The organism is Pseudomonas sp. B21-059 (assembly GCF_026016285.1).
GTDB lineage: Bacteria > Pseudomonadota > Gammaproteobacteria > Pseudomonadales > Pseudomonadaceae > Aquipseudomonas > Aquipseudomonas danubii.
In genome coordinates this window covers 1,158,182-1,177,257 of the sequence record NZ_CP087201.1, presented here as the reverse complement: position 1 = coordinate 1,177,257, position 19,076 = coordinate 1,158,182, and the positions used below count along the sequence as shown (strand labels likewise).

The 19,076-nt window shown below is 61.3% G+C and carries 17 protein-coding genes and 1 pseudogene; 7 read left to right on the top strand and 11 right to left on the bottom strand.

Annotation, left to right across the window (positions count from 1 at the left end):
- Positions 1-25: 25 nt before the first annotated feature.
- The 8 genes and pseudogenes from pdxJ to lptF form a co-directional block, all read right to left on the bottom strand.
- Entirely contained in the window at positions 26-772 is a 747-nt protein-coding gene (pdxJ, locus tag LOY69_RS05280) for a pyridoxine 5'-phosphate synthase (RefSeq protein WP_265074217.1), read from the bottom strand.
- A 132-nt stretch (positions 773-904) separates the two neighbouring features.
- Positions 905-1,594, bottom strand: coding sequence for a DNA repair protein RecO (gene recO, locus LOY69_RS05275; protein WP_102861279.1), 690 nt, complete (start codon positions 1,592-1,594; stop codon positions 905-907).
- 118 nt (positions 1,595-1,712) lie between these two features.
- The gene (gene era / locus LOY69_RS05270) at positions 1,713-2,615 is read right to left on the bottom strand and encodes a GTPase Era (RefSeq protein WP_019094760.1); all 903 of its coding nucleotides are present in this window, start codon (positions 2,613-2,615) and stop codon (positions 1,713-1,715) included.
- Positions 2,608-3,296, bottom strand: a pseudogene (rnc, locus tag LOY69_RS05265) (ribonuclease III). Before rnc ends, era begins: the two are co-directional and overlap by 8 nt.
- A 216-nt stretch (positions 3,297-3,512) precedes the next feature.
- On the bottom strand, positions 3,513-4,367 hold the full coding sequence (lepB, locus tag LOY69_RS05260; RefSeq protein ID WP_102861277.1) for a signal peptidase I: 855 nt from the start codon (positions 4,365-4,367) through the stop codon (positions 3,513-3,515).
- A 5-nt stretch (positions 4,368-4,372) separates the two neighbouring features.
- Positions 4,373-6,172: a translation elongation factor 4 gene (gene lepA, locus LOY69_RS05255; RefSeq protein WP_102861276.1), complete on the bottom strand. Its 1,800-nt coding sequence runs from the start codon at positions 6,170-6,172 to the stop codon at positions 4,373-4,375.
- A gap of 168 nt (positions 6,173-6,340) precedes the next feature.
- Entirely contained in the window at positions 6,341-7,402 is a 1,062-nt protein-coding gene (gene lptG / locus LOY69_RS05250) for an LPS export ABC transporter permease LptG (protein ID WP_102861275.1), read from the bottom strand.
- On the bottom strand, positions 7,395-8,513 hold the full coding sequence (gene lptF / locus LOY69_RS05245) for an LPS export ABC transporter permease LptF (RefSeq protein ID WP_102861274.1): 1,119 nt from the start codon (positions 8,511-8,513) through the stop codon (positions 7,395-7,397). The genes lptG and lptF overlap by 8 nt, the downstream gene beginning before the upstream one ends.
- Positions 8,514-8,820: 307 nt before the next feature.
- Here lptF and LOY69_RS05240 point away from each other — a divergent pair, with 307 nt between their 5' ends.
- The 5 genes from LOY69_RS05240 to rlmF all read left to right on the top strand — a co-directional run bounded on the left by LOY69_RS05240 (position 8,821) and on the right by rlmF (position 15,448).
- On the top strand, positions 8,821-10,311 hold the full coding sequence (locus tag LOY69_RS05240; protein ID WP_102861273.1) for a leucyl aminopeptidase: 1,491 nt from the start codon (positions 8,821-8,823) through the stop codon (positions 10,309-10,311).
- Between the two features lie 60 nt (positions 10,312-10,371).
- Entirely contained in the window at positions 10,372-10,800 is a 429-nt protein-coding gene (locus tag LOY69_RS05235; protein WP_102861272.1) for a DNA polymerase III subunit chi, read from the top strand.
- Between the two features lie 7 nt (positions 10,801-10,807).
- Positions 10,808-11,281, top strand: coding sequence for a DNA polymerase III subunit chi (locus tag LOY69_RS05230; RefSeq protein WP_265074216.1), 474 nt, complete (start codon positions 10,808-10,810; stop codon positions 11,279-11,281).
- Between the two features lie 119 nt (positions 11,282-11,400).
- Positions 11,401-14,247, top strand: a complete 2,847-nt coding sequence (locus LOY69_RS05225; RefSeq protein WP_265074215.1) for a valine--tRNA ligase — start codon at positions 11,401-11,403, stop codon at positions 14,245-14,247.
- Between the two features lie 175 nt (positions 14,248-14,422).
- The gene (gene rlmF, locus LOY69_RS05220; RefSeq protein ID WP_265074214.1) at positions 14,423-15,448 is read left to right on the top strand and encodes a 23S rRNA (adenine(1618)-N(6))-methyltransferase RlmF; all 1,026 of its coding nucleotides are present in this window, start codon (positions 14,423-14,425) and stop codon (positions 15,446-15,448) included.
- Between the two features lie 94 nt (positions 15,449-15,542).
- On the opposite strand, the gene LOY69_RS05215 is transcribed toward rlmF, so the two are convergent.
- On the bottom strand, positions 15,543-15,824 hold the full coding sequence (locus tag LOY69_RS05215) for an HU family DNA-binding protein (RefSeq protein WP_003440137.1): 282 nt from the start codon (positions 15,822-15,824) through the stop codon (positions 15,543-15,545).
- 394 nt (positions 15,825-16,218) lie between these two features.
- On the opposite strand from LOY69_RS05215, the gene yejK reads away from it, so the two are divergent.
- Together yejK and LOY69_RS05205 are read left to right on the top strand one after the other, a co-directional pair.
- On the top strand, positions 16,219-17,223 hold the full coding sequence (yejK, locus tag LOY69_RS05210) for a nucleoid-associated protein YejK (RefSeq protein ID WP_060837659.1): 1,005 nt from the start codon (positions 16,219-16,221) through the stop codon (positions 17,221-17,223).
- Positions 17,223-17,576, top strand: coding sequence for a glutaredoxin family protein (locus LOY69_RS05205; RefSeq protein ID WP_102878478.1), 354 nt, complete (start codon positions 17,223-17,225; stop codon positions 17,574-17,576). The genes yejK and LOY69_RS05205 overlap by 1 nt, the downstream gene beginning before the upstream one ends.
- A gap of 102 nt (positions 17,577-17,678) precedes the next feature.
- Here the strand turns inward: LOY69_RS05205 and LOY69_RS05200 are convergent, their stop codons facing one another.
- Positions 17,679-18,614, bottom strand: coding sequence for a glutathione S-transferase family protein (locus tag LOY69_RS05200; RefSeq protein ID WP_265074213.1), 936 nt, complete (start codon positions 18,612-18,614; stop codon positions 17,679-17,681).
- A gap of 87 nt (positions 18,615-18,701) precedes the next feature.
- Entirely contained in the window at positions 18,702-19,022 is a 321-nt protein-coding gene (locus tag LOY69_RS05195; protein WP_265074212.1) for a GIY-YIG nuclease family protein, read from the bottom strand.
- Positions 19,023-19,076 lie beyond the last annotated feature (54 nt).

Here is a 19,076-nt window from a genome sequence, read left to right as displayed (position 1 = left end):
GGAATCAGCTTCCGGCGAAGAGCAATCAGGCCTTGGCTGCAGCCGCCAGGATCAGCGCCTTCATCTCGGCTACCGCTCCCTTGAAACCGACGAACAGGGCATGAGCCACCAGGGCATGGCCGATGTTCAGCTCATTGATGCCCTTGATCGCCGCCACCGCTTCAACGTTGTGGTAATGCAGGCCATGGCCGGCATTGACGATCAGCCCCTGGGCCAAACCTACGGCAACCCCGTCGACGATACGCTGCAGCTCATCGGCCACTTCACTCGGGGTCTGGGCGTCGGCATAGCGACCCGTGTGCAACTCGATGGCCGGCGCGCCAACGCGCTTGGAGGCCTCGATCTGACGCTCGTCAGCGTCGATAAACAGGGACACTTCGGCACCGATTTTCGACAAGCGCTCCACCGCCGCCTTGATCCGCGCTTCCTGCCCGGCCACGTCAAGTCCGCCTTCAGTGGTCAGCTCCTGGCGGGTTTCCGGCACCAGGCAGATATGCGCCGGGCGGATGCGCTCGGCAAAAGCCATCATTTCTTCGGTAACGCCCATCTCGAAATTCATGCGGGTCTGCAGCACGTCCTCGAGCAGCAGCACGTCGCGCTCCTGGATATGCCGACGGTCTTCGCGCAGGTGCACGGTGATGCCGTCGGCGCCCGCTTCTTCAGCGTCCAGCGCGGCCTTGACCGGGTCCGGGTAACGAGTGCCGCGGGCCTGACGCAGGGTGGCAACGTGATCGATGTTCACGCCGAGAAGAATGCGATTGCTGGTGGTCACGAAAGCGCTCCTGAGTAAATGAAGATTCGGCGCACAGCATACGGGGAGAACAGGGTCCGTTGCCATTTGCGCGAACGCACAATGGCGGCGCCAGATGGACTACCGATGCCGACGGCCAAACAACTGCCAGGCTCAAGGCTTGCGAAACAGCTCGCGACTGACCAGGGGCCGGCCGCCCAGATGCACGGCCAGGGCCTGGCGCATCAGGCGCTTGGCTGCCGACAACGCGCCAGGAGCGCTCCAGTCGGCCTCGGCCATGGCCAACAGCTCGGTGCCATTGAACAGGCCCGGTTGCAGCAGGAACACCTGCTCCAGTCCGGCATCCACCTGCAGGCGATACAGCCCATCGGCAGCGATGGGCGCGCCGTGGATGTCGCTGTCCAGGGCGAAGCCGTAGCCCAGATCGTCCAGCAGGCGCCACTCAAAGGCCCGCAGCAGGGGCTCCAGGGGCCGGCCTTCGGCCAGGGCCAGCAAGGTGGCGGCGTAGTGGTCGAATACCGCCGGATGGGGATCTTCCGCCGGCAGCAGGCGGATCAGCAGTTCATTCAGATACAGACCACTGAACAGCGCTTCGCCATTGAGCCAGGATGCGATGCCGGCACTTTCCATGCGCCCGACGTTCTTCAGCTCGCCGCGGCCGCGAAACTCGACTTCCAGAGGAACAAAGGGTCGCGCCAGGGTACCGGCCTTGCCCCGTGCGTTGCGCAGCACAGCGCGCAGGCGACCTTGGGGGGTAAGGAAATCCACCAATGCACTGCTTTCGCGGTAGGCGCGGCTGTGCAGGACGTAGGCAAGTTGGCCGACTGGAGCGGTGCTGGACATGGTTGCGAGGGATCTCAGGGGCAGAGAGGGAACCGGGTCCGAAGAAGGGGTTGTAGCTGTTCGCCGGCCAGCCGGCTCCTACAGGGCGCTGCAGGAGCCGGCTGGCCGGCGAAGGGCGTCAGAGGTCGCCGTAGCCCAGGGAGCGCAAGGCGCGCTCGTCGTCGGACCAGCCGCCCTTGACCTTGACCCAGAGGTTGAGCATGACCTTGGAGTCGAACAGCAGCTCCATGTCCTTGCGCGCTTCCATGCCGATGCGTTTGATCCGCTCACCCTTGTCGCCAATGATGATTTTCTTCTGTCCGTCGCGCTCGACGAGAATCAAGGCATGAATATGCAGGGTCTTGCCCTGCTGCTTGAACTCTTCGATTTCCACGGTGATCTGGTACGGCAGCTCGGCACCCAGCTGGCGCATGATCTTCTCGCGCACCAGTTCGGCCGCCAGGAAACGGGAACTGCGGTCGGTGATCTGGTCTTCCGGGAAGAAGTGGTCGTTCTCCGGCAGATGCTTGGCGATCAGGCCTTCCAGGGCTTCGAGGTTGTGCCCCTGCTGCGCGGAAACAGGCACGATCTCGGCATTCGGCAGTTGCTCCTGCAGCCAGGTCAGGTGCGGCATCAGCTCGGCCTTGTCCTCGATGCGGTCGGTCTTGTTGATCGCCAGGATCACCGGCCCCTGCACGTACTGGACACGCTCAAGGACCAACTGGTCCTCGTCGGTCCACTTGGTGCGGTCCACCACGAAGATCACCACGTCCACGTCTTTCAAGGCCGCCGAAGCGGTCTTGTTCATGTAGCGGTTCAGCGCCTTCTCGTTGCTCTTGTGCATGCCGGGGGTGTCGACGTAGATCGCCTGGATGGCGCCTTCGGTCTTGATCCCGAGCATGTTGTGGCGTGTGGTCTGAGGCTTGCGCGAGGTGATCGCCAGCTTCTGGCCGAGGATATGGTTGAGCAGCGTCGACTTGCCCACATTGGGGCGGCCGACGATGGCGACATAGCCACAGCGTGTTGCGGTTGAATCAGTCATGGCCATTCTCCACGCCCAGGGCAATCAGTGCTGCGGCGGCCGCTACCTGTTCGGCAATACGACGGCTCACACCCTGACCTCGGCTTTTTTCATTCAATAAGGTGACTTCACATTCAACGAAGAATGTCCGGCAGTGCGGTTCGCCCTGGATATCCACCACTTCGTAGCGTGGCAGTTCACAGGCGCGAGACTGGAGGAACTCCTGCAGCCGGGTCTTGGGATCCTTGTTGGTGTCCACCAGGGTCAGGCTCTCGAACTCCGAGGCCAGCCAGGACAACACGCGGTCACGGGCGGTTTCCATGCCGGCGTCCAGGTAGATCGCACCAATCAGGGCTTCCAGGGCATCGGCGAGGATCGACTCACGACGGAAACCGCCGCTCTTCAATTCGCCGGAGCCCAGGCGCAGGTATTCGCCCAGGTCGAAACCACGGGCCAGTACTGCCAGTGTTTCACCTTTCACCAGGCGTGCGCGCAAACGCGACAGCTGGCCTTCGCGGGCCTGGGGAAGCGCTCGAACAACGCCTCGCCGGCCACGAAGTTGAGGATGGCATCACCGAGGAATTCCAGGCGTTCATTGTTGCGCCCGGCAAAGCTGCGATGGGTGAGGGCCAGGAGCATCAGTTCCTGATCCTTGAAGGTATAACCGAGCTGACGCTCGAGACGGCTCAAAGAAACGCTCACGGTTTACCCACGCTGATTTCGTTGCCGAAACTCACCATCCTAGGGGCCGCGCACGAGGTGCGGGTGGCAATTAACGCTGTGTTCAAATCCACATCCTGAATATCGTTGACTGCATGCTTCTGGTCACAAAGCTGTTACGCGATGCCCGAGGGCAAGGGCGTTTTATACAAGAGCCAGAAAAGCATTCGGCGCTGTGTTCAACAGCGCCGTGTGTGATTACTTGATCAGGCCAACCCGCGAGAAATTCGGCAGGTGGCTGAGTTTCGGTTCGGGCCAGCTCATCCAGACTGCGAAGGCCTTGCCGACGATATTCTTGTCGGGAACCATGCCCAGCAGATCCTTGGGAATACTTGGATCGTCCCAGTAGCGACTGTCGTTGGAGTTGTCGCGGTTGTCGCCCATCATGAAGTAGTGCCCGGCGGGAACCACCCAGCGCCCGTCCGGAGCGGGCCGATAGCGACTCATTTCCTTGCGGATCAAGTGCTCGGCGGCACCGAGTTTTTCCTTGTACAGCTCAGCGCTGCCCAGGGTGCCGGGTTCAGCCCCGACCAACTGCTCCGCCACCGGCTGACCGTTGACGAACAAGCGTTTGTCGCTGGTGTAGCGCACTTCATCGCCCGGCAGGCCGACCACACGCTTGATGTAGTTGACGTTCGGGTCGCTTGGGTAGCGGAACACCATCACATCGCCGCGCTGCGGATCACCGACTTCGATGACTTTCTTGTCGATCACCGGCAAGCGAATCCCGTAAGAAAACTTGTTCACCAGGATGAAGTCGCCCACATCCAGGGTCGGCTTCATCGAGCCCGACGGAATCTGGAACGGTTCCACCAGGAACGAACGCAGCACCAGGACGATGAACAGCACCGGAAAGAACGACTTGCCGTACTCAACCAGCAGCGGTTCCTTGCTCAGCTTTTCGACCACCAGCCCATCCGGCTGGCTGACGCTGCCCTGATAGTTGGCGATGGCCGAGCGCCGACGCGGTGCCAGAAACACCAGGTCGAGCAACGCCAAGAGACCGCAGACAAAGACAGCGATGACCAGCAACAGCGGGAAATTTAGTGACATAGGACCTAACTATCCAACCTGAGCACGGCAAGGAAGGCTTCTTGTGGAATTTCCACGTTGCCCACTTGCTTCATGCGTTTCTTACCGGCCTTCTGCTTTTCCAACAGCTTGCGCTTACGGCTGACGTCGCCACCGTAGCATTTGGCCAGTACGTTCTTTCTGAGCGCCTTGACGGTTGTCCGCGCCACAATCTGCCCGCCAATGGCGGCCTGGATTGCCACGTCAAACATCTGCCGAGGAATCAGTTCCTTCATCTTCTCGGTCAACGCACGCCCTTTGTAGTGAGCGTTGTCACGGTGGACGATCAACGCCAGGGCGTCGACTTTCTCACCGTTGATCAATACATCCAGCTTGACCAGATTAGCCGACTGGTAGCGATCGAAATGGTAATCCAGCGAAGCATAGCCGCGGCTGGTGGATTTCAGGCGGTCAAAGAAGTCCAGTACCACTTCGTTCATCGGCAGATCGTAGGTCACCTGGACCTGGCTACCAAGGAACAGCATGTCGTGCTGCACGCCACGCTTCTCGATGCACAGGGTTATGACGTTGCCCAGATGCTCTTGCGGCACAAGAATATTGGCCCGCACGATCGGCTCGCGCATGTCTTCAATCGCCGACAGATCCGGAAGTTTGGACGGGTTGTCGACATAGATCGTTTCACCGTTCTTCAACTGCAGCTCGAAGATCACCGTCGGCGCCGTGGTGATCAGGTCCAGGTCGTATTCGCGCTCCAGGCGCTCCTGGATGATCTCCATGTGCAGCATGCCGAGGAACCCGCAACGGAAGCCGAAGCCCAGGGCGTCGGAGCTTTCCGGGGTGTACTGCAGCGACGAGTCGTTGAGGGTGAGCTTCTGCAAGGCTTCGCGGAAATCCTCGAAGTCGTCGGAGCTGACCGGGAACAGGCCGGCATAGACCTGCGGCTGAATGCGCTTGAAGCCTGGCAGTACTTCCACGTCCGGGGTCGAACTCAAGGTCAGGGTGTCACCCACCGGTGCCCCGTGAATGTCCTTGATGCCGGCGATGATGAAGCCCACTTCACCGGCCTTGAGGTCAGTGGTGGCGGTGTGTTTCGGGTTGAAGACGCCGACGCTGTCCACCAGGTGGATCTTGCCGGTGGATTTCACCAGGATCTTGTCGCCCTTCTTCACCCGGCCGTGACGCACGCGCACCAGGGACACAACGCCCAGGTAGTTGTCGAACCAGGAGTCAATGATCAGTGCTTGCAGCGGGTCTTCGATATTGCCGGTAGGAGCCGGGATAGTGGCGACCAGGCGCTCAAGCACCTCGTCCACGCCCAGGCCGGTCTTGGCGCTGCAAGTCACGGCATCGGTGGCATCGATACCGATGATCTTCTCGATCTCTTCCTTGACCCGCTCCGGATCGGCCTGTGGCAGGTCGATCTTGTTCAGCACCGGCATGACTTCCAGGCCTTGCTCAATGGCGGTGTAGCAGTTGGCAACCGACTGGGCCTCAACACCCTGACCGGCGTCCACCACCAGCAGAGCACCTTCACAGGCCGCCAGGGAGCGACTGACTTCATAAGTGAAGTCCACGTGGCCCGGGGTATCGATGAAGTTCAGCTGGTAGGTGATGCCATCTTTGGCTTTGTAATAGAGGGTGACGCTGTGGGCCTTGATGGTGATCCCGCGCTCACGTTCAAGGTCCATGGAGTCCAGAACCTGGGCTTCCATTTCGCGATCGGCCAGGCCGCCGCACATCTGGATAAAACGATCGGCCAGAGTCGACTTGCCATGGTCAATGTGGGCGATGATGGAGAAATTGCGGATATGACTCAAATCACTCACGGATGAACACTCAAAAAGGCTGCAGGCAGGGCCCGCCGAAAAATAGCCGGGAATTGTACCTGATACTCGGCACGAGCGTCACGCTCGCCTATCAGCGTTTGTCAAATGCAAAAACGCCCCGATTCAAGGACCGGGGCGTTACGCTAATCGCCTGGTAGAGCCAATGAATCAGCCGGCTCGGCGCAATAGCCAGAAACCAGCAATGGCACAGATACCCGCCGGCACCAGCACCGCGAACAGCGGCGAGAAGCCGAACACCAGGCTCGAAGGGCCCAGCAGGTCCTGGGCGATACGGAAGGTGAAGCCCACCAATACGCCGGTGAATACCCGCTGCCCCAGGGTCACCGAACGCAGCGGTCCGAAAATGAAGGAAATCGCCATCAGCACCAGGGCCGCCGTCACCAACGGCTGCAGCACCTTGACCCAGAACGCCAGCCAGTAGCGGCCATTGTTCAAACCCTGGTCGGCCAGGTAATGGATATAGCCCCACAGACCGCTGATGGACAGGGACTCCGGCGCCATGACCACAGTACTCAGCAGTTGCGGGCTCAGGGCCACATCCCAACGCTCATCGGGCACGCTGATGACCTCGGTGTGACCGTCACGGAAATAGGTGGTGGTGACATCAGTCAACTGCCAGTAGTTCTCGTGGAACCGTGCCTGACGGGCAAAACTCGACGACAACATGTGGTGACTGTCATCGAAGTGATAGCGAGTCACGCCATACAGCAGGCCATTGGGCTGCACTGCGTTGATATGGATGAACTCCTCGCCCTGGCGGTGCCACAGACCGCGCTTGGAGCTCTGGGCATCACCGGAACCCTGGGCCAGGGCGCGACTGGCCTGGGCCTGGGTCTCGGTGGCCGGCGCCACGTACTCGCCCACCAGCACGCCCACCAGCATCAGCACCAGCATCGGCTTCATCACCGCCCAGACGATACGACCGACAGAAACGCCGGCAGCACGCATGATGGTCAGCTCGCTGTTGCTGGCCAGGGAGCCAAGACCGATCAGGCAGCCGATCAGGCCGGCCATCGGCAACATTTCATAGACCCGGCGCGGAGCAGTGAGCGCCACGTAGCTCATCACGTCCATCACGGTGTAGGTATCGCTGACACTGCCCATCTCATCGATGAAGGCAAACAGCGAAGCCAGCCCGAGGATGATCCCCAGAACCGCGAGAATAGCCATGAACACACTGCTACCGATGTAGCGATCGAGCTTAACCACGAGCCATCTCCTTCATGCTGCGACGACTCGCCATCTTCAAACGCAACGGTTCCCAGTACATCAAACCCAGACCAATCGCCAGGAACATCAGGTGGACCCACCACAGCCCCAGGGCCGGCGAGATCTTGCCTTTCTCCATGGCGCCACGTACCGCGATCAGGATAGTCAGGTACGCCATATACAGCAGGATGGCCGGGATCAGCTTGAGGAAGCGGCCCTGGCGCGGGTTGACCCGAGACAACGGCACCGCCATCAAGGTCACGATAAACACCAGCAATGGCAGAGACAGGCGCCATTGCAGCTCGGCACGGGCCCGCAGGTCATCCTTGCCGATCAGATCAGCAGTGGGCATGGCATCGCGATCGGTGACTTCGTCGCTGACATCAGGCCGCTCCAGCAGCACGCCGTAGGTGTCGTACTTGATCACCCGGTAGTTGGCCTCACCTGGATTGCCGTCATAGCGATAGCCGTTTTCCAGGATCAGGTAGCGATTGCCATCGGGACGAATGTCCTGGTGCCCCTTCTCGGCCACCAGCACCGAAATGCCCTGGTCCTTTTTCTCCCGACTCAGGCGTTTTTCGGAGATGAACACTCCGGAAAGATTGGTGCGATCCTCGGAAAGCTGCTCGGTATAGGTCACCCGAGTGCCGTCATTGAGCGCCTGGAAGCGCCCGGCCACCAGGGTGTCGAACTCGGTCAGCGCATCCTGTTTGTTCAGCAGCAACTGGAACTGATTGGCTCCCTGCGGCGCCAGACTCAGGCTCAACCAGGCCACCAGCAGGGCCACAAGGGCCGCCGGGATCATGGTCATGCCCAGCAAACGCTGCTGACTCATGCCGGTAGCCGACAACACGGTCATCTCGCTTTCGAGATAGAGCCGGCCGTAAGCCAGGAGAATGCCCAGGAACAGTCCCAATGGCAGGATCAGCTGCAAAAAGCCCGGCAGACGAAAGCCCATGATCAGGAACAGCGAGCCCGGGTCCAGGGCGCCCGAGGCGGCTTGTGCGAGGAACTTGACGAAGCGTCCGCTCATGATGATGACCAGCAGCACCGCACTCACGGCACTCAGGGTCAACAGGACTTCGCGGGATAGATAACGAAAGACGATCAAACCAGACACTCCAGGGTTGTCAGGCTAAGGCGGCCGAACAAGCAAACGTATCGAGCCGGCCCCAGAGACAGGGCCGCCGAAAAAAAGATGGCGCATTATCCTGTGATTGCGCGCGCCTGTCACGGAGGATGCTCACCCGACGCTCTAAAGCAGCGAACTTGGCCAAGACGAGGGTTGTCAGCCGCAACGGGCGAGGTTCAAACTGGCGGCTTTGTCGTCGGCAGCACGCGACGCCTTCTTCTATATAGATAAGCCCCGCGCCGGAGTCTTTCCTGCGCTCTTTGACCATTCATTCAGGGACCCAGACATGGAACTGGTTGTAAAAAGCGCTAGCCCGGAAACGTTGAAGACCGCCACCCTGGTGGTCGCCGTCGGCGAAGGCCGCAAACTCGGCAACGTGGCCAAGCAACTCGACGAACTCAGCGGCGGCGCCATCAGCGCCGTACTCAAGCGCGGCGATCTGGCCGGCAAGGTCGGCCAGAGCCTGCTGCTGCACGGCGTGGCCAAGCTGAAGGCGGAACGCCTACTGCTGGTGGGCGTCGGCAAGGATGAGGAACTGGGCGACCGCCCGTTCCGCAAGATCATCAGCGGTGTACTTGCCACCCTCAAGGGCCTGGGCGGCAGCGATGCCGTGCTGGCTCTGGACGAAGTCGTGGTCAAAGGCCGCGACAGCTATGGCAAGACCCGTCTGCTGGCCGAAACCCTGGTGGACGGCGGTTACGTATTCGATCGCTACAAGAGCCAGAAAGCCGAACCCCGCGCCCTGAAGAAAATCACCCTGCTGACCATCAAGGCCGCCCAGGCTGAAGTCGAGCGCGGCGTGACCCACGCCCAAGCCATCGCCAAAGGCATGGCTTTTACCCGCGACCTGGGCAACCTGCCGCCGAACGTTTGCCACCCGACGTTTCTGGGTGAACAGGCCAAGGCCCTGGGCAAGGAGTTCAAGGGCCTGAAAGTCGAAGTCCTTGACGAGAAGAAGATCAAGGAACTGGGCATGGGCTCGTTCTATGCCGTAGGCCAGGGCAGCGACCAGCCGCCGCGCCTGATCGTCATGCAATACAACGGCGGCAAGAAATCCGAGAAGCCGTTTGCCCTGGTGGGCAAGGGCATCACCTTCGACACCGGCGGCATCAGCCTCAAGCCGGGCGCTGGCATGGACGAAATGAAATACGACATGGGCGGCGCCGCCAGCGTGTTCGGCACCCTGCGCGCCGTGCTCGAACTGCAACTGCCGATCAACCTGGTATGCATCCTGGCCTGCGCCGAGAACATGCCCAGCGGCGGCGCTGCACGGCCTGGCGATATCGTCACCACCATGAGCGGCCAGACCGTGGAAATCCTCAATACCGACGCCGAAGGCCGTCTGGTGCTGTGCGACGCCCTGACCTACGCCGAACGCTTCAAGCCCCAGGCTGTGATCGACATCGCCACCCTGACCGGTGCCTGCGTGGTCGCCCTGGGCGCCCATACGTCCGGCCTGCTGGGCAACAACGACGAGTTGATCGGCCAACTGCTCAGCGCCGGCCAGCAAGCCGACGACCGCGCCTGGCAACTGCCGCTGTTCGATGAGTACCAGGAACAACTGGACAGCCCGTTCGCCGACATCGCCAACATTGGCGGGCCGAAGGCCGGGACCATCACTGCCGCGTGCTTCCTCTCGCGCTTCACCAAGAACCTGAACTGGGCGCACCTGGATATCGCCGGCACCGCCTGGACCAGCGGCGGCAAGGACAAAGGCGCCACCGGCCGCCCAGTACCCCTGCTGACCCAATACCTGCTGGACCGCGCCAAAGCCTGAAAACCATGACCGCGGAGGGTGTCGCTTGAAGGCGGCGCCCTTTCCGGCTCAGGAATCCCAATGACCAAAGTCGACTTCTACATTCTTCCCAGCGCGGACCCTGCGGCGCGCCTGGATTTTGCCTGCAAGCTCACCGACAAGGCCTGGCGCATGGGCCATCGCATCTACCTGCATTGCAGCGACGCCCAACAACGGGACGAACTCGATGCCCGCCTGTGGCGCTTCAAGGGCGAAGCCTTCGTTCCCCACGGCCCGGCAGAAAGCGAAGCCGACGGCCTGATCGTGCTTGGCTTGGGCCAGGACCCTGGCGAACACAACGACCTGCTGGTGAACCTGGACCTCAAAGTACCGGCCTTTGCACCGCGCTTTGCCCGAATTGCCGAAGTGGTGGTGGAAGACCCGACTATTCGTCAGGCGGCCCGCGAGAGTTTCCGTTTCTATCGCGAACAGGGCTATCCTCTGCAAGATCACCGTTTACAGCGACTCTGAGCACCCGATGGACACTCCCAACCCGCTGCAAAAGCCCGCGCATCTGCTGGACGACCTCGAGTCGATCCGTCAACTGCTCGGCGATGACAATCTGCAACCGCCACTGCTGACCGAAACCGTGAGCGGCGAAGTGCAAATCCCCCTGCTGTTCGACATGGTGGGCAGCCAGCAACCTGACGAAACCGAAGCTGCACCCGCAGCGCAAGCCAAACCGCAAGCTGCACCGGCACCGGCACCAGTTCAAGTGACGGCACCAGCCCCTGTTCCAGCTCCAGCGACCGCCCCCGCAGCCAAACCCGCCCCTGCCAGCAACAGCGCCGATGCCCTGCTGCACCTGGATACCGAACTGCGTGCCGCTGCCCAGCTGATCATGCAAGACGTGATCGACGATTTCGCCCCGCACATCGAAACCGAAATCAAGCGCCGCCTCGACGCCCGCCTGGAACGCCTGCTCGCAGCAGCCACCAACGGCAAACCATAAGCCACACGCAAAAGCCGGGCATGGCCACCTTGTCGCTTGCCGCTTGTGGCTTGCTGCTGCCCCCCTCCGCTATACTTCCCGGCTTTTCCTGAATAAATGCCAATAGGGTCCCGCCGCGCATGGATAAGACCTACCAGCCGCACGCCATTGAAACTTCCTGGTACCAGACCTGGGAGTCCGAGAACTACTTCGCCCCGCAAGGCGCGGGCGACTCCTACACCATCATGATCCCGCCGCCGAACGTCACCGGCAGCCTGCACATGGGCCACGGCTTCAACAACGCGATCATGGACGCCCTGATCCGCTTCCGCCGCATGCAGGGTCGCAACACCCTGTGGCAGCCGGGTACCGACCACGCCGGTATCGCCACACAGATGCTGGTGGAGCGTCAGATCGAAGCCCAGGGCCAGAATCGCCATGATCTGGGCCGGGAAAAATTCCTCGAAAAAGTCTGGGAATGGAAGGATCAATCCGGGGGCAACATCAGCCGCCAGATCCGTCGCCTGGGCTCCTCCGTGGACTGGAGCCGCGAGCGCTTCACCATGGACGACGGCCTGTCGGAAGCGGTGAAGGAAGCCTTCGTGCGCCTGCACGAAGATGGTCTGATCTACCGCGGCAAGCGCCTGGTGAACTGGGACACCAAGCTGCACACGGCGATTTCCGATCTGGAAGTGGAAAACCACGACGAGAAAGGCTTCCTGTGGAACCTGAAGTATCCACTGGCCGACGGCGCCAAGACCGCTGAAGGCAACGACTACCTGATCGTCGCCACCACTCGTCCGGAAACCATGCTCGGCGACTCCGCCGTCGCGGTGAACCCTGAAGACGAGCGTTACAAGGCGCTGATCGGCAAGTTCGTCGAACTGCCCCTGGTCGGCCGGCGCATCCCGATCATTGCCGATGACTACTGCGACCCTGAATTCGGCACCGGCTGCGTGAAAATCACCCCGGCCCACGATTTCAACGACTACGAAGTCGGCAAGCGCCACAACCTGCCGCTGCTCAACATCTTCGACAAGAACGCCGCCGTGCTGCCGGCCTGCCAGGTGTTCAACCTGGACGGCAGCCTCAACGAAACCGTCGACGGCAAGATCCCGGCCGAGTACGTGGGCCTGGATCGTTTCGAAGCGCGCAAGCAGATCGTGGCCGCCTTCGACGCTGCCGGCCTGCTGGTCAGCGTCGACGACCACGCCCTGAAAGTGCCGAAGGGCGACCGCTCCGGCACCGTCATCGAGCCGTGGCTCACCGACCAGTGGTACGTCTCCACCAAGCCGCTGGCCGAACCTGCCATCGCTGCTGTGGAAGACGGCCGCATCGCCTTCGTGCCCAAGCAGTACGAGAACATGTACTTCTCCTGGATGCGCGACATCCAGGACTGGTGCATCAGCCGCCAGCTGTGGTGGGGCCACCGGATTCCGGCCTGGTACGACGAATCGGGCAAGGTCTATGTCGGCCGCGATGAAGCCGAAGTGCGAGCCAAGCACAACCTCGGTCCGGACGTTGCCCTGCAGCAGGACAACGACGTACTCGACACCTGGTTCAGCTCGGGCCTGTGGACCTTCTCCACCCTGGGCTGGCCGGAACAGACCGACTTCCTCAAGACCTTCCACCCGACCGACGTGCTGGTCACCGGCTTCGACATCATTTTCTTCTGGGTCGCCCGGATGATCATGCTCACCATGCACCTGGTGAAGAACGAAGACGGCACGCCGCAGGTTCCGTTCAAGACCGTGTACGTGCACGGTCTGGTCCGCGACGGCCAGGGCCAGAAGATGTCCAAGTCCAAGGGCAACGTCCTCGACCCGCTGGACATCATCGACGGTATCGACCTCGAAACCCTGGTGCAGAAGCGCACCACCGGCCTGATGCAGCCCAAACTGCAGAAAGCCATCGAGAAGCAGACCCGCGCCGAATTCGCCGACGGCATCGCCAGCTACGGCACCGACGCCCTGCGCTTCACCTTCTGCTCCCTGGCCACCACCGGCCGCGACATCAAGTTCGACATGGGCCGCGTCGAGGGTTACCGCAACTTCTGCAACAAGATCTGGAACGCTGCGCGCTACGTGCTGGATAAGGGCGAGGACTGCGGTCAGAACGGCGAGGCCTATGAGCTGTCCCTGGCGGATCGCTGGATCATCTCGCAACTGCAGCGCACCGAAGCTGAAGTGACCCGTCAGCTCGACCAGTTCCGTTTCGACCTGGCCGCCCAGGCCCTGTACGAGTTCATCTGGAACCAGTACTGCGACTGGTACCTGGAGCTATCCAAGCCGGTGCTGTGGGACGAGAACGCGCCGGTTGAACGCCAGCGCGGCACCCGTCGCACACTGGTGCGGGTACTGGAAGTGGCCCTGCGCCTGGCCCATCCGTTCATGCCGTTCATCACCGAAGAAATCTGGCAGCGCCTGGCGCCGCTGGCAGGTAGCACCGGCAAGACCATCATGCTGCAACCTTGGCCGGTGGCTAACGAAGCCCGCATCGACCAGGCCGCCGAAGACGACATCGAATGGCTCAAGGGCCTGATGCTCGGCACTCGCAACATTCGCGCGGAAATGAACATCGGCCCGGGCAAGCCCCTGGCCCTGTTCCTGAAGAACGTTAGTGCCGAAGACCAGCGTCGCCTGACCGAGAACGAAGCCTTGCTGAAGAAGCTGGCCCGACTCGAATCCATCACTGTGCTGGGTGCCGGCGACGAAGCGCCGCTGTCCGCCACCGCCCTGGTGGGCGAGATGGAAGTGCTGGTGCCCATGGCCGGCCTGATCGACAAAGGTGCGGAACTGGCCCGTCTGGACAAGGAAATCCAACGCCTACAAGGCGAAGTGCAGCGAGTGGGCGGCAAGCTGTCCAACGCCTCCTTCGTCGACAAGGCTCCGGCCGAAGTGATCGAGAAGGAACGCGCCAAACTGGCCGAAGCCGAACAGGCTCTGGGCAAGCTGGCAGAGCAGCACGCACGGATCTCCAGCCTGTAACGGCGATTCGCGCAGTGTGAAAGAGGGAGGCCCGTACAGGCCTCCCTTTTTTATGCGCGCTGTCTTATGTAGCGAGAAGGCACGCTTGCATCACTTGTCGCTCGCCGCTTGAAACTTACCGTTGCTCCTGTGTGACAATGCCCGCCACTTTGAACCAGCCCCGAATCGATCCCCCATGACCGCCCCCAACACCCCAAAGCCTGCGCGCAAAAAGCCCAAAACCGCCTCCCCGGCCAAAAACGCCGCACCCCGGGAAAAGGCCAGCCTGCATCCGCGCAATCGTCACCAGGGGCGTTACGACTTCCCGCAACTGATCAAGAGCACCCCGGAACTGGGGCAGTTCGTGATCCTCAATCCCTACGGCAAGGAAAGCATCGACTTCGCCGACCCGGCGGCCGTGCGGGTGTTCAACCGCGCCCTGCTCAAGGCCTTCTACGGCATTGCCCACTGGGACATTCCGGCGGACTTTCTCTGCCCACCCGTGCCCGGTCGCGCCGACTACGTGCATTTCCTCGCCGACCTGCTGGCCAGCCACAACCAGGGTGAAATCCCTCGTGGCGCGGCGGTACGGGTGCTGGACGTCGGGGTCGGCGCCAACTGCATCTACCCGCTGATCGGCTACAGCGACTACCGCTGGCAGTTCCTCGGTTCGGACATCGACAGCACTGCCCTGGCCGCGGCCAAGGCCATTGTCCAGGCCAACGGCTTGAACAAGACCATCAGCCTGCGCCAGCAGGGCAATCCCAGGCAGATCCTCAGCGGCCTGCTGGAAAGCACCGAGCGTTTCGACCTGACGATGTGCAACCCGCCCTTCCATGCCTCCCTGGACGAGGCCACCCGCGGTAGCCAGCGCAAGTGGCGAGCTCTGGGCAAGGCCGATCCCAAGCGCAAGCTGCCAGTGCTGAATTTCGGCGGCCAGGCCCGGGAACTCTGGTGCGAGGGTGGCGAGATCCGTTTCGTCAGCCAGTTGATCAGCGAGAGCGCCGGCGTCGGCCAGCAAGTGCTGTGGTTCAGCACCCTGGTGTCAAAGGCCTCGAACCTGCCGGCGATTGAAAGCGCGCTGAAAAAGGCCGGAGCCCTGGAAAGCCAGGTGGTGGAGATGTCCCAGGGACAGAAACAGAGCCGCTTCGTCGCCTGGACCTTCAAGGACAAGGCACAGCAACAGGCCTGGAGTCAGGAACGCTGGGTTAGGAAGAGCTAGAGAGGCGGGAGATTCAAAGACGATTCACCTTGCGTGAATCGGTGTCACACAAACCGTGCCCGGAGTACTTCTGAGCACGGTTTCACTGCAAGTCTTACTTGTTAACAGCGTCGGTCAGGCCTTTAGCCACAACCAGCTTGATAACTTTCTTGGCAGCGATTTCGATGGCAGCGCCAGTCGATGGGTTACGGCCAGTACGGGCAGGACGCTCGGTCACTTTCAGCTTGCCGATACCTGGCAGAGTGATTTCGCCGCCATTTTCCAATTGATCAGCAACGATCTGGGCCAGTTGGTCCAGAGCGTTACGCGCGGTGGTTTTCGGCGCGTCGATAGCTTCAGCGATATCAGCGATCAGTTGGTCTTTAGTAATAGCCATTGTGGTGTTCCTTCCCTATCAAATTCATTTGGATTGCAGAGTGCAGTGTCAGCCATCGAGCCAGATCTTGTGAATCTGGCACCCCGGTTACAACCACGACAGATCGGGGTTATAGATACCGAAATCAGGGTTTGGTTCGACCCGACAAATGCTGAATGCACGCTTAACGCTGAGACATCGCGTAAGACGGGGCAAAACTAGCACACAGACGGGGAAATATCCGCCTCTACCTAGCCATTTGGTCAGCTTTATTGCTCTAAATCGGTAAAAAAATGCATAAGCGTTACCGACAGGCCGTTCATCGCCTGGCAAACCGCGCCAAAACCAACGGGTGCGGTACACTGGGCACTTTTTCGGGGAGTCCGCCCTCCCCCTTCAATCAGCCGAGAAGCCCATGCCGATCCGTCATTGCATCGTCCACCTGATCGACAAAAAACCCGACGGCAGCCCCGCAGTTCTGCATGCCCGAGACTCCGAACTGGCAGAGTCCGCGGCCATCGAGAACATGCTCGCCGATCTCAATGAAAGCTATAACGCCAAACAGGGCAAAGCCTGGGGCCTGTTCCATCCCGAGTCCGGCGCTTTCCCCTTCAGCGGCTGGCTGAAGGAGTACCTGGACGGCGGCCAGGACTTCACCGCGTTCAGCCGGGTGGCGGTGGAGCATCTGCAGAAGCTGATGGAGGAATCCAACCTGTCGGTGGGCGGCCACGTGCTGTTTGCTCATTACCAACAGGGCATGACCGACTATCTGGCGATCGCCCTGCTGCACCACAGCGAAGGCGTGGCGGTGACCGACCAACTGGACGTGACCCCGTCGCGCCATCTGGACCTGGGCCAACTGCACCTCGCCGCGCGGATCAACATCTCCGAGTGGCAGAACAACAAGCAGTCCAAGCAGTACATCTCCTTTATCAAGGGCAAGAACGGCAAGAAGGTCTCGGAGTACTTCCGCGACTTCATCGGCTGCCAGGAAGGCGTCGACGGTCCGGGCGAGACCCGCACCCTACTCAAGGCCTTCAGCGACTTCGTCGAAAGCGAAGACCTGCCGGAAGAGTCGGCCCGGGAAAAGACCAAGACCCTGGTGGACTACGCCAGCAGCCAAGCCAAGCTCGGCGAACCCATGGGCCTGGAAGAACTCTCGGAACTGATCGACGAAGACCGCCCCAAGGCGTTCTACGACCACATCCGCAACAAGGATTACGGGCTATCGCCGGAAATTCCTGCGGATAAACGCACCCTCAACCAGTTCCGCCGCTTCACCGGTCGCGCCGAGGGCCTGTCCATCAGCTTCGAAGCCCACCTGCTGGGCTCGAAGATCGAGTACGACGAAGAAGCCGGGACCCTGATCATCAAGGGCCTGCCGACCCAGCTGACCGACCAGCTCAAGCGCCGCAACTGATGCTCCAGGGAGTACTGAAGAAGTTCCTGCTGATCCTGCTGGTGGTTGTGGTCTATCAGAACTGGGGCAAGATCGAGCGGCTGTTCAACCCTTCGGCGGTGGTCAGCGAAGAGATCCGTAGCCAGGCCCGGGTGGTGCTGTACGCCACCGACTGGTGCGGCTACTGCAAGGCTACCCGACGCTTTCTCGATCAGAAGGGCATTCCCTATCGGGAGTTCGACATCGAGAAAGACGCAGAGGCGCGTAAGGCCTATACCGCTCTGGGCGGTGCCGGGATTCCGATCCTGGATGTGAATGGAACCCTGCTCCGCACCTATGATCCCGATGCCATCATGGCGGCGCTGCAACCGTAGGAACCGGCGAGCCGACGCGGCGCTTGCCGGCGAAGGGGCCGGCAGATCGTGCACCGATCTTGAGGACGCCTTCGCTGGCAAGCCAGCTCCTACAGGTGTGAGTCACTGCGCCTGGATACGGAAACCCAACCGCGGGAAGTGCACGTGGACCACGCCGGCACGTGGATCTTCACGGCGCAGGATCAACTCTTCAGTACCGGCAAACAGCAACTCGCCCGCCACCGGATCGACTCCATAGTCGGTCGCAGCAATCACCACCTGCTGCCCTGCCACAAAGCCATTGGGATCGACAAACCGCTCATCCGGCAGCGGCGCCGGGGTCGCACCGCGCGACACCTCAAGGGCCTCTTCAGCGCTCATTTCGGTGAAGGAGCCGTGACCAAAGCCCAGCACTCGCGCCAACCAGGCTGATACCGCCGGATACTCGTCCACCAGCGGCGCCGTCACCGGCGTACCCTTGAGGAACCACAGCGGGTGCGCCAGGGCGATATCGGCAATCGAGGGCTCACCAAACAGAAAGTCCCCCGGCTCGCGCTGCAGTTGCTGCTCCAAACGCGCCATGATGGTCGGCCACTGATGCTTGGCCACTTCCAGGGGCAGACGACTGGCACTGCCGCCACTGAACAACCCGGCGCGGTCGGCCATGAAGGCCTTGACCACCTCCGGCGGCAGCTTGCCGAAACGTGCTGCGGCAGACTCGGGCTGGAACACCAGGGTCACCGCATGCTGGAACACCACCGAGTCGACCCAGGCGGCGAAGGTCGCGCTGATCATTTCCTGGCCTTCGGGGAACAGCGCCGGCGAGGCCTTTTCCCGCTCCAGACGCCGGGCGATCAAAGCCGTGTCGCAGTAGATATCAGCACCGACCTGCAGTACCGGCGTCTTGCGATAGCCACCGGTCAGGGCGGTCAGATCAGGCTTGGGCATCACCGGGGAAATCTTCACGGAGCGCCAGGACAGGCCCTTGAAGCCCAGGAGCAAACGGGCTTTTTCCGCGAAGGGAGAAGTCGGGTAATGGTGCAGGATCAACTCTGACATGCTGGGGTCCGCCGGAAGAGGGAAAGCGCTGAGCTTAGCGCGCAATCCATGGACGGCCTACCGATCCGACTGATGAGCACCTATCAGTCAGATTGATGCTGCTGCCCCGGCAGACGCCACCAGACACTCCTTGGCGCTTTTCCTGAGCTTCTTGATCAACCGCTCCTGACGCAGAGCCTCGCTCTTGTCCCGACAAGCTTCGGTATAGACCAGGGCCACCGCCGGGCTGGAGAGAAAGAAACGCGCGCCCTTGCCACTCTGGTGCTTGGCGAAGCGCTTCACCGGGTCGTCGCTGATGCCGCAATAAAGGGCGCCATTGGCCGCACGCACCAGATACACAAACCAGGGTTTGCTGGCAGGCGCGGGCAGTTCGGCGGCAATCACGGGGTTTGGATCGGGGCTGCTCACAAAAACCATCGGGGCCTGTGGATAACAAGCCGCGATCTTAGCAGAGGATGGCTT

What these genes read in the sequence shown, in the direction of transcription:
- LOY69_RS05200 (WP_265074213.1), bottom strand. Translation starts at nt 18,614, where the DNA reads ATGTCAGAGTTGATCCTGCACCATTACCCGACTTCTCCCTTCGCGGAA.
- LOY69_RS05240 (WP_102861273.1), top strand. Translation starts at nt 8,821, where the DNA reads ATGGAACTGGTTGTAAAAAGCGCTAGCCCGGAAACGTTGAAGACCGCC.
- LOY69_RS05235 (WP_102861272.1), top strand. Translation starts at nt 10,372, where the DNA reads ATGACCAAAGTCGACTTCTACATTCTTCCCAGCGCGGACCCTGCGGCG.
- LOY69_RS05225 (WP_265074215.1), top strand. Translation starts at nt 11,401, where the DNA reads ATGGATAAGACCTACCAGCCGCACGCCATTGAAACTTCCTGGTACCAG.
- LOY69_RS05215 (WP_003440137.1), bottom strand. Translation starts at nt 15,824, where the DNA reads ATGGCTATTACTAAAGACCAACTGATCGCTGATATCGCTGAAGCTATC.
- LOY69_RS05205 (WP_102878478.1), top strand. Translation starts at nt 17,223, where the DNA reads ATGCTCCAGGGAGTACTGAAGAAGTTCCTGCTGATCCTGCTGGTGGTT.
- LOY69_RS05230 (WP_265074216.1), top strand. Translation starts at nt 10,808, where the DNA reads ATGGACACTCCCAACCCGCTGCAAAAGCCCGCGCATCTGCTGGACGAC.
- era (WP_019094760.1), bottom strand. Translation starts at nt 2,615, where the DNA reads ATGACTGATTCAACCGCAACACGCTGTGGCTATGTCGCCATCGTCGGC.
- recO (WP_102861279.1), bottom strand. Translation starts at nt 1,594, where the DNA reads ATGTCCAGCACCGCTCCAGTCGGCCAACTTGCCTACGTCCTGCACAGC.
- lepB (WP_102861277.1), bottom strand. Translation starts at nt 4,367, where the DNA reads ATGTCACTAAATTTCCCGCTGTTGCTGGTCATCGCTGTCTTTGTCTGC.
- yejK (WP_060837659.1), top strand. Translation starts at nt 16,219, where the DNA reads ATGCCGATCCGTCATTGCATCGTCCACCTGATCGACAAAAAACCCGAC.
- rlmF (WP_265074214.1), top strand. Translation starts at nt 14,423, where the DNA reads ATGACCGCCCCCAACACCCCAAAGCCTGCGCGCAAAAAGCCCAAAACC.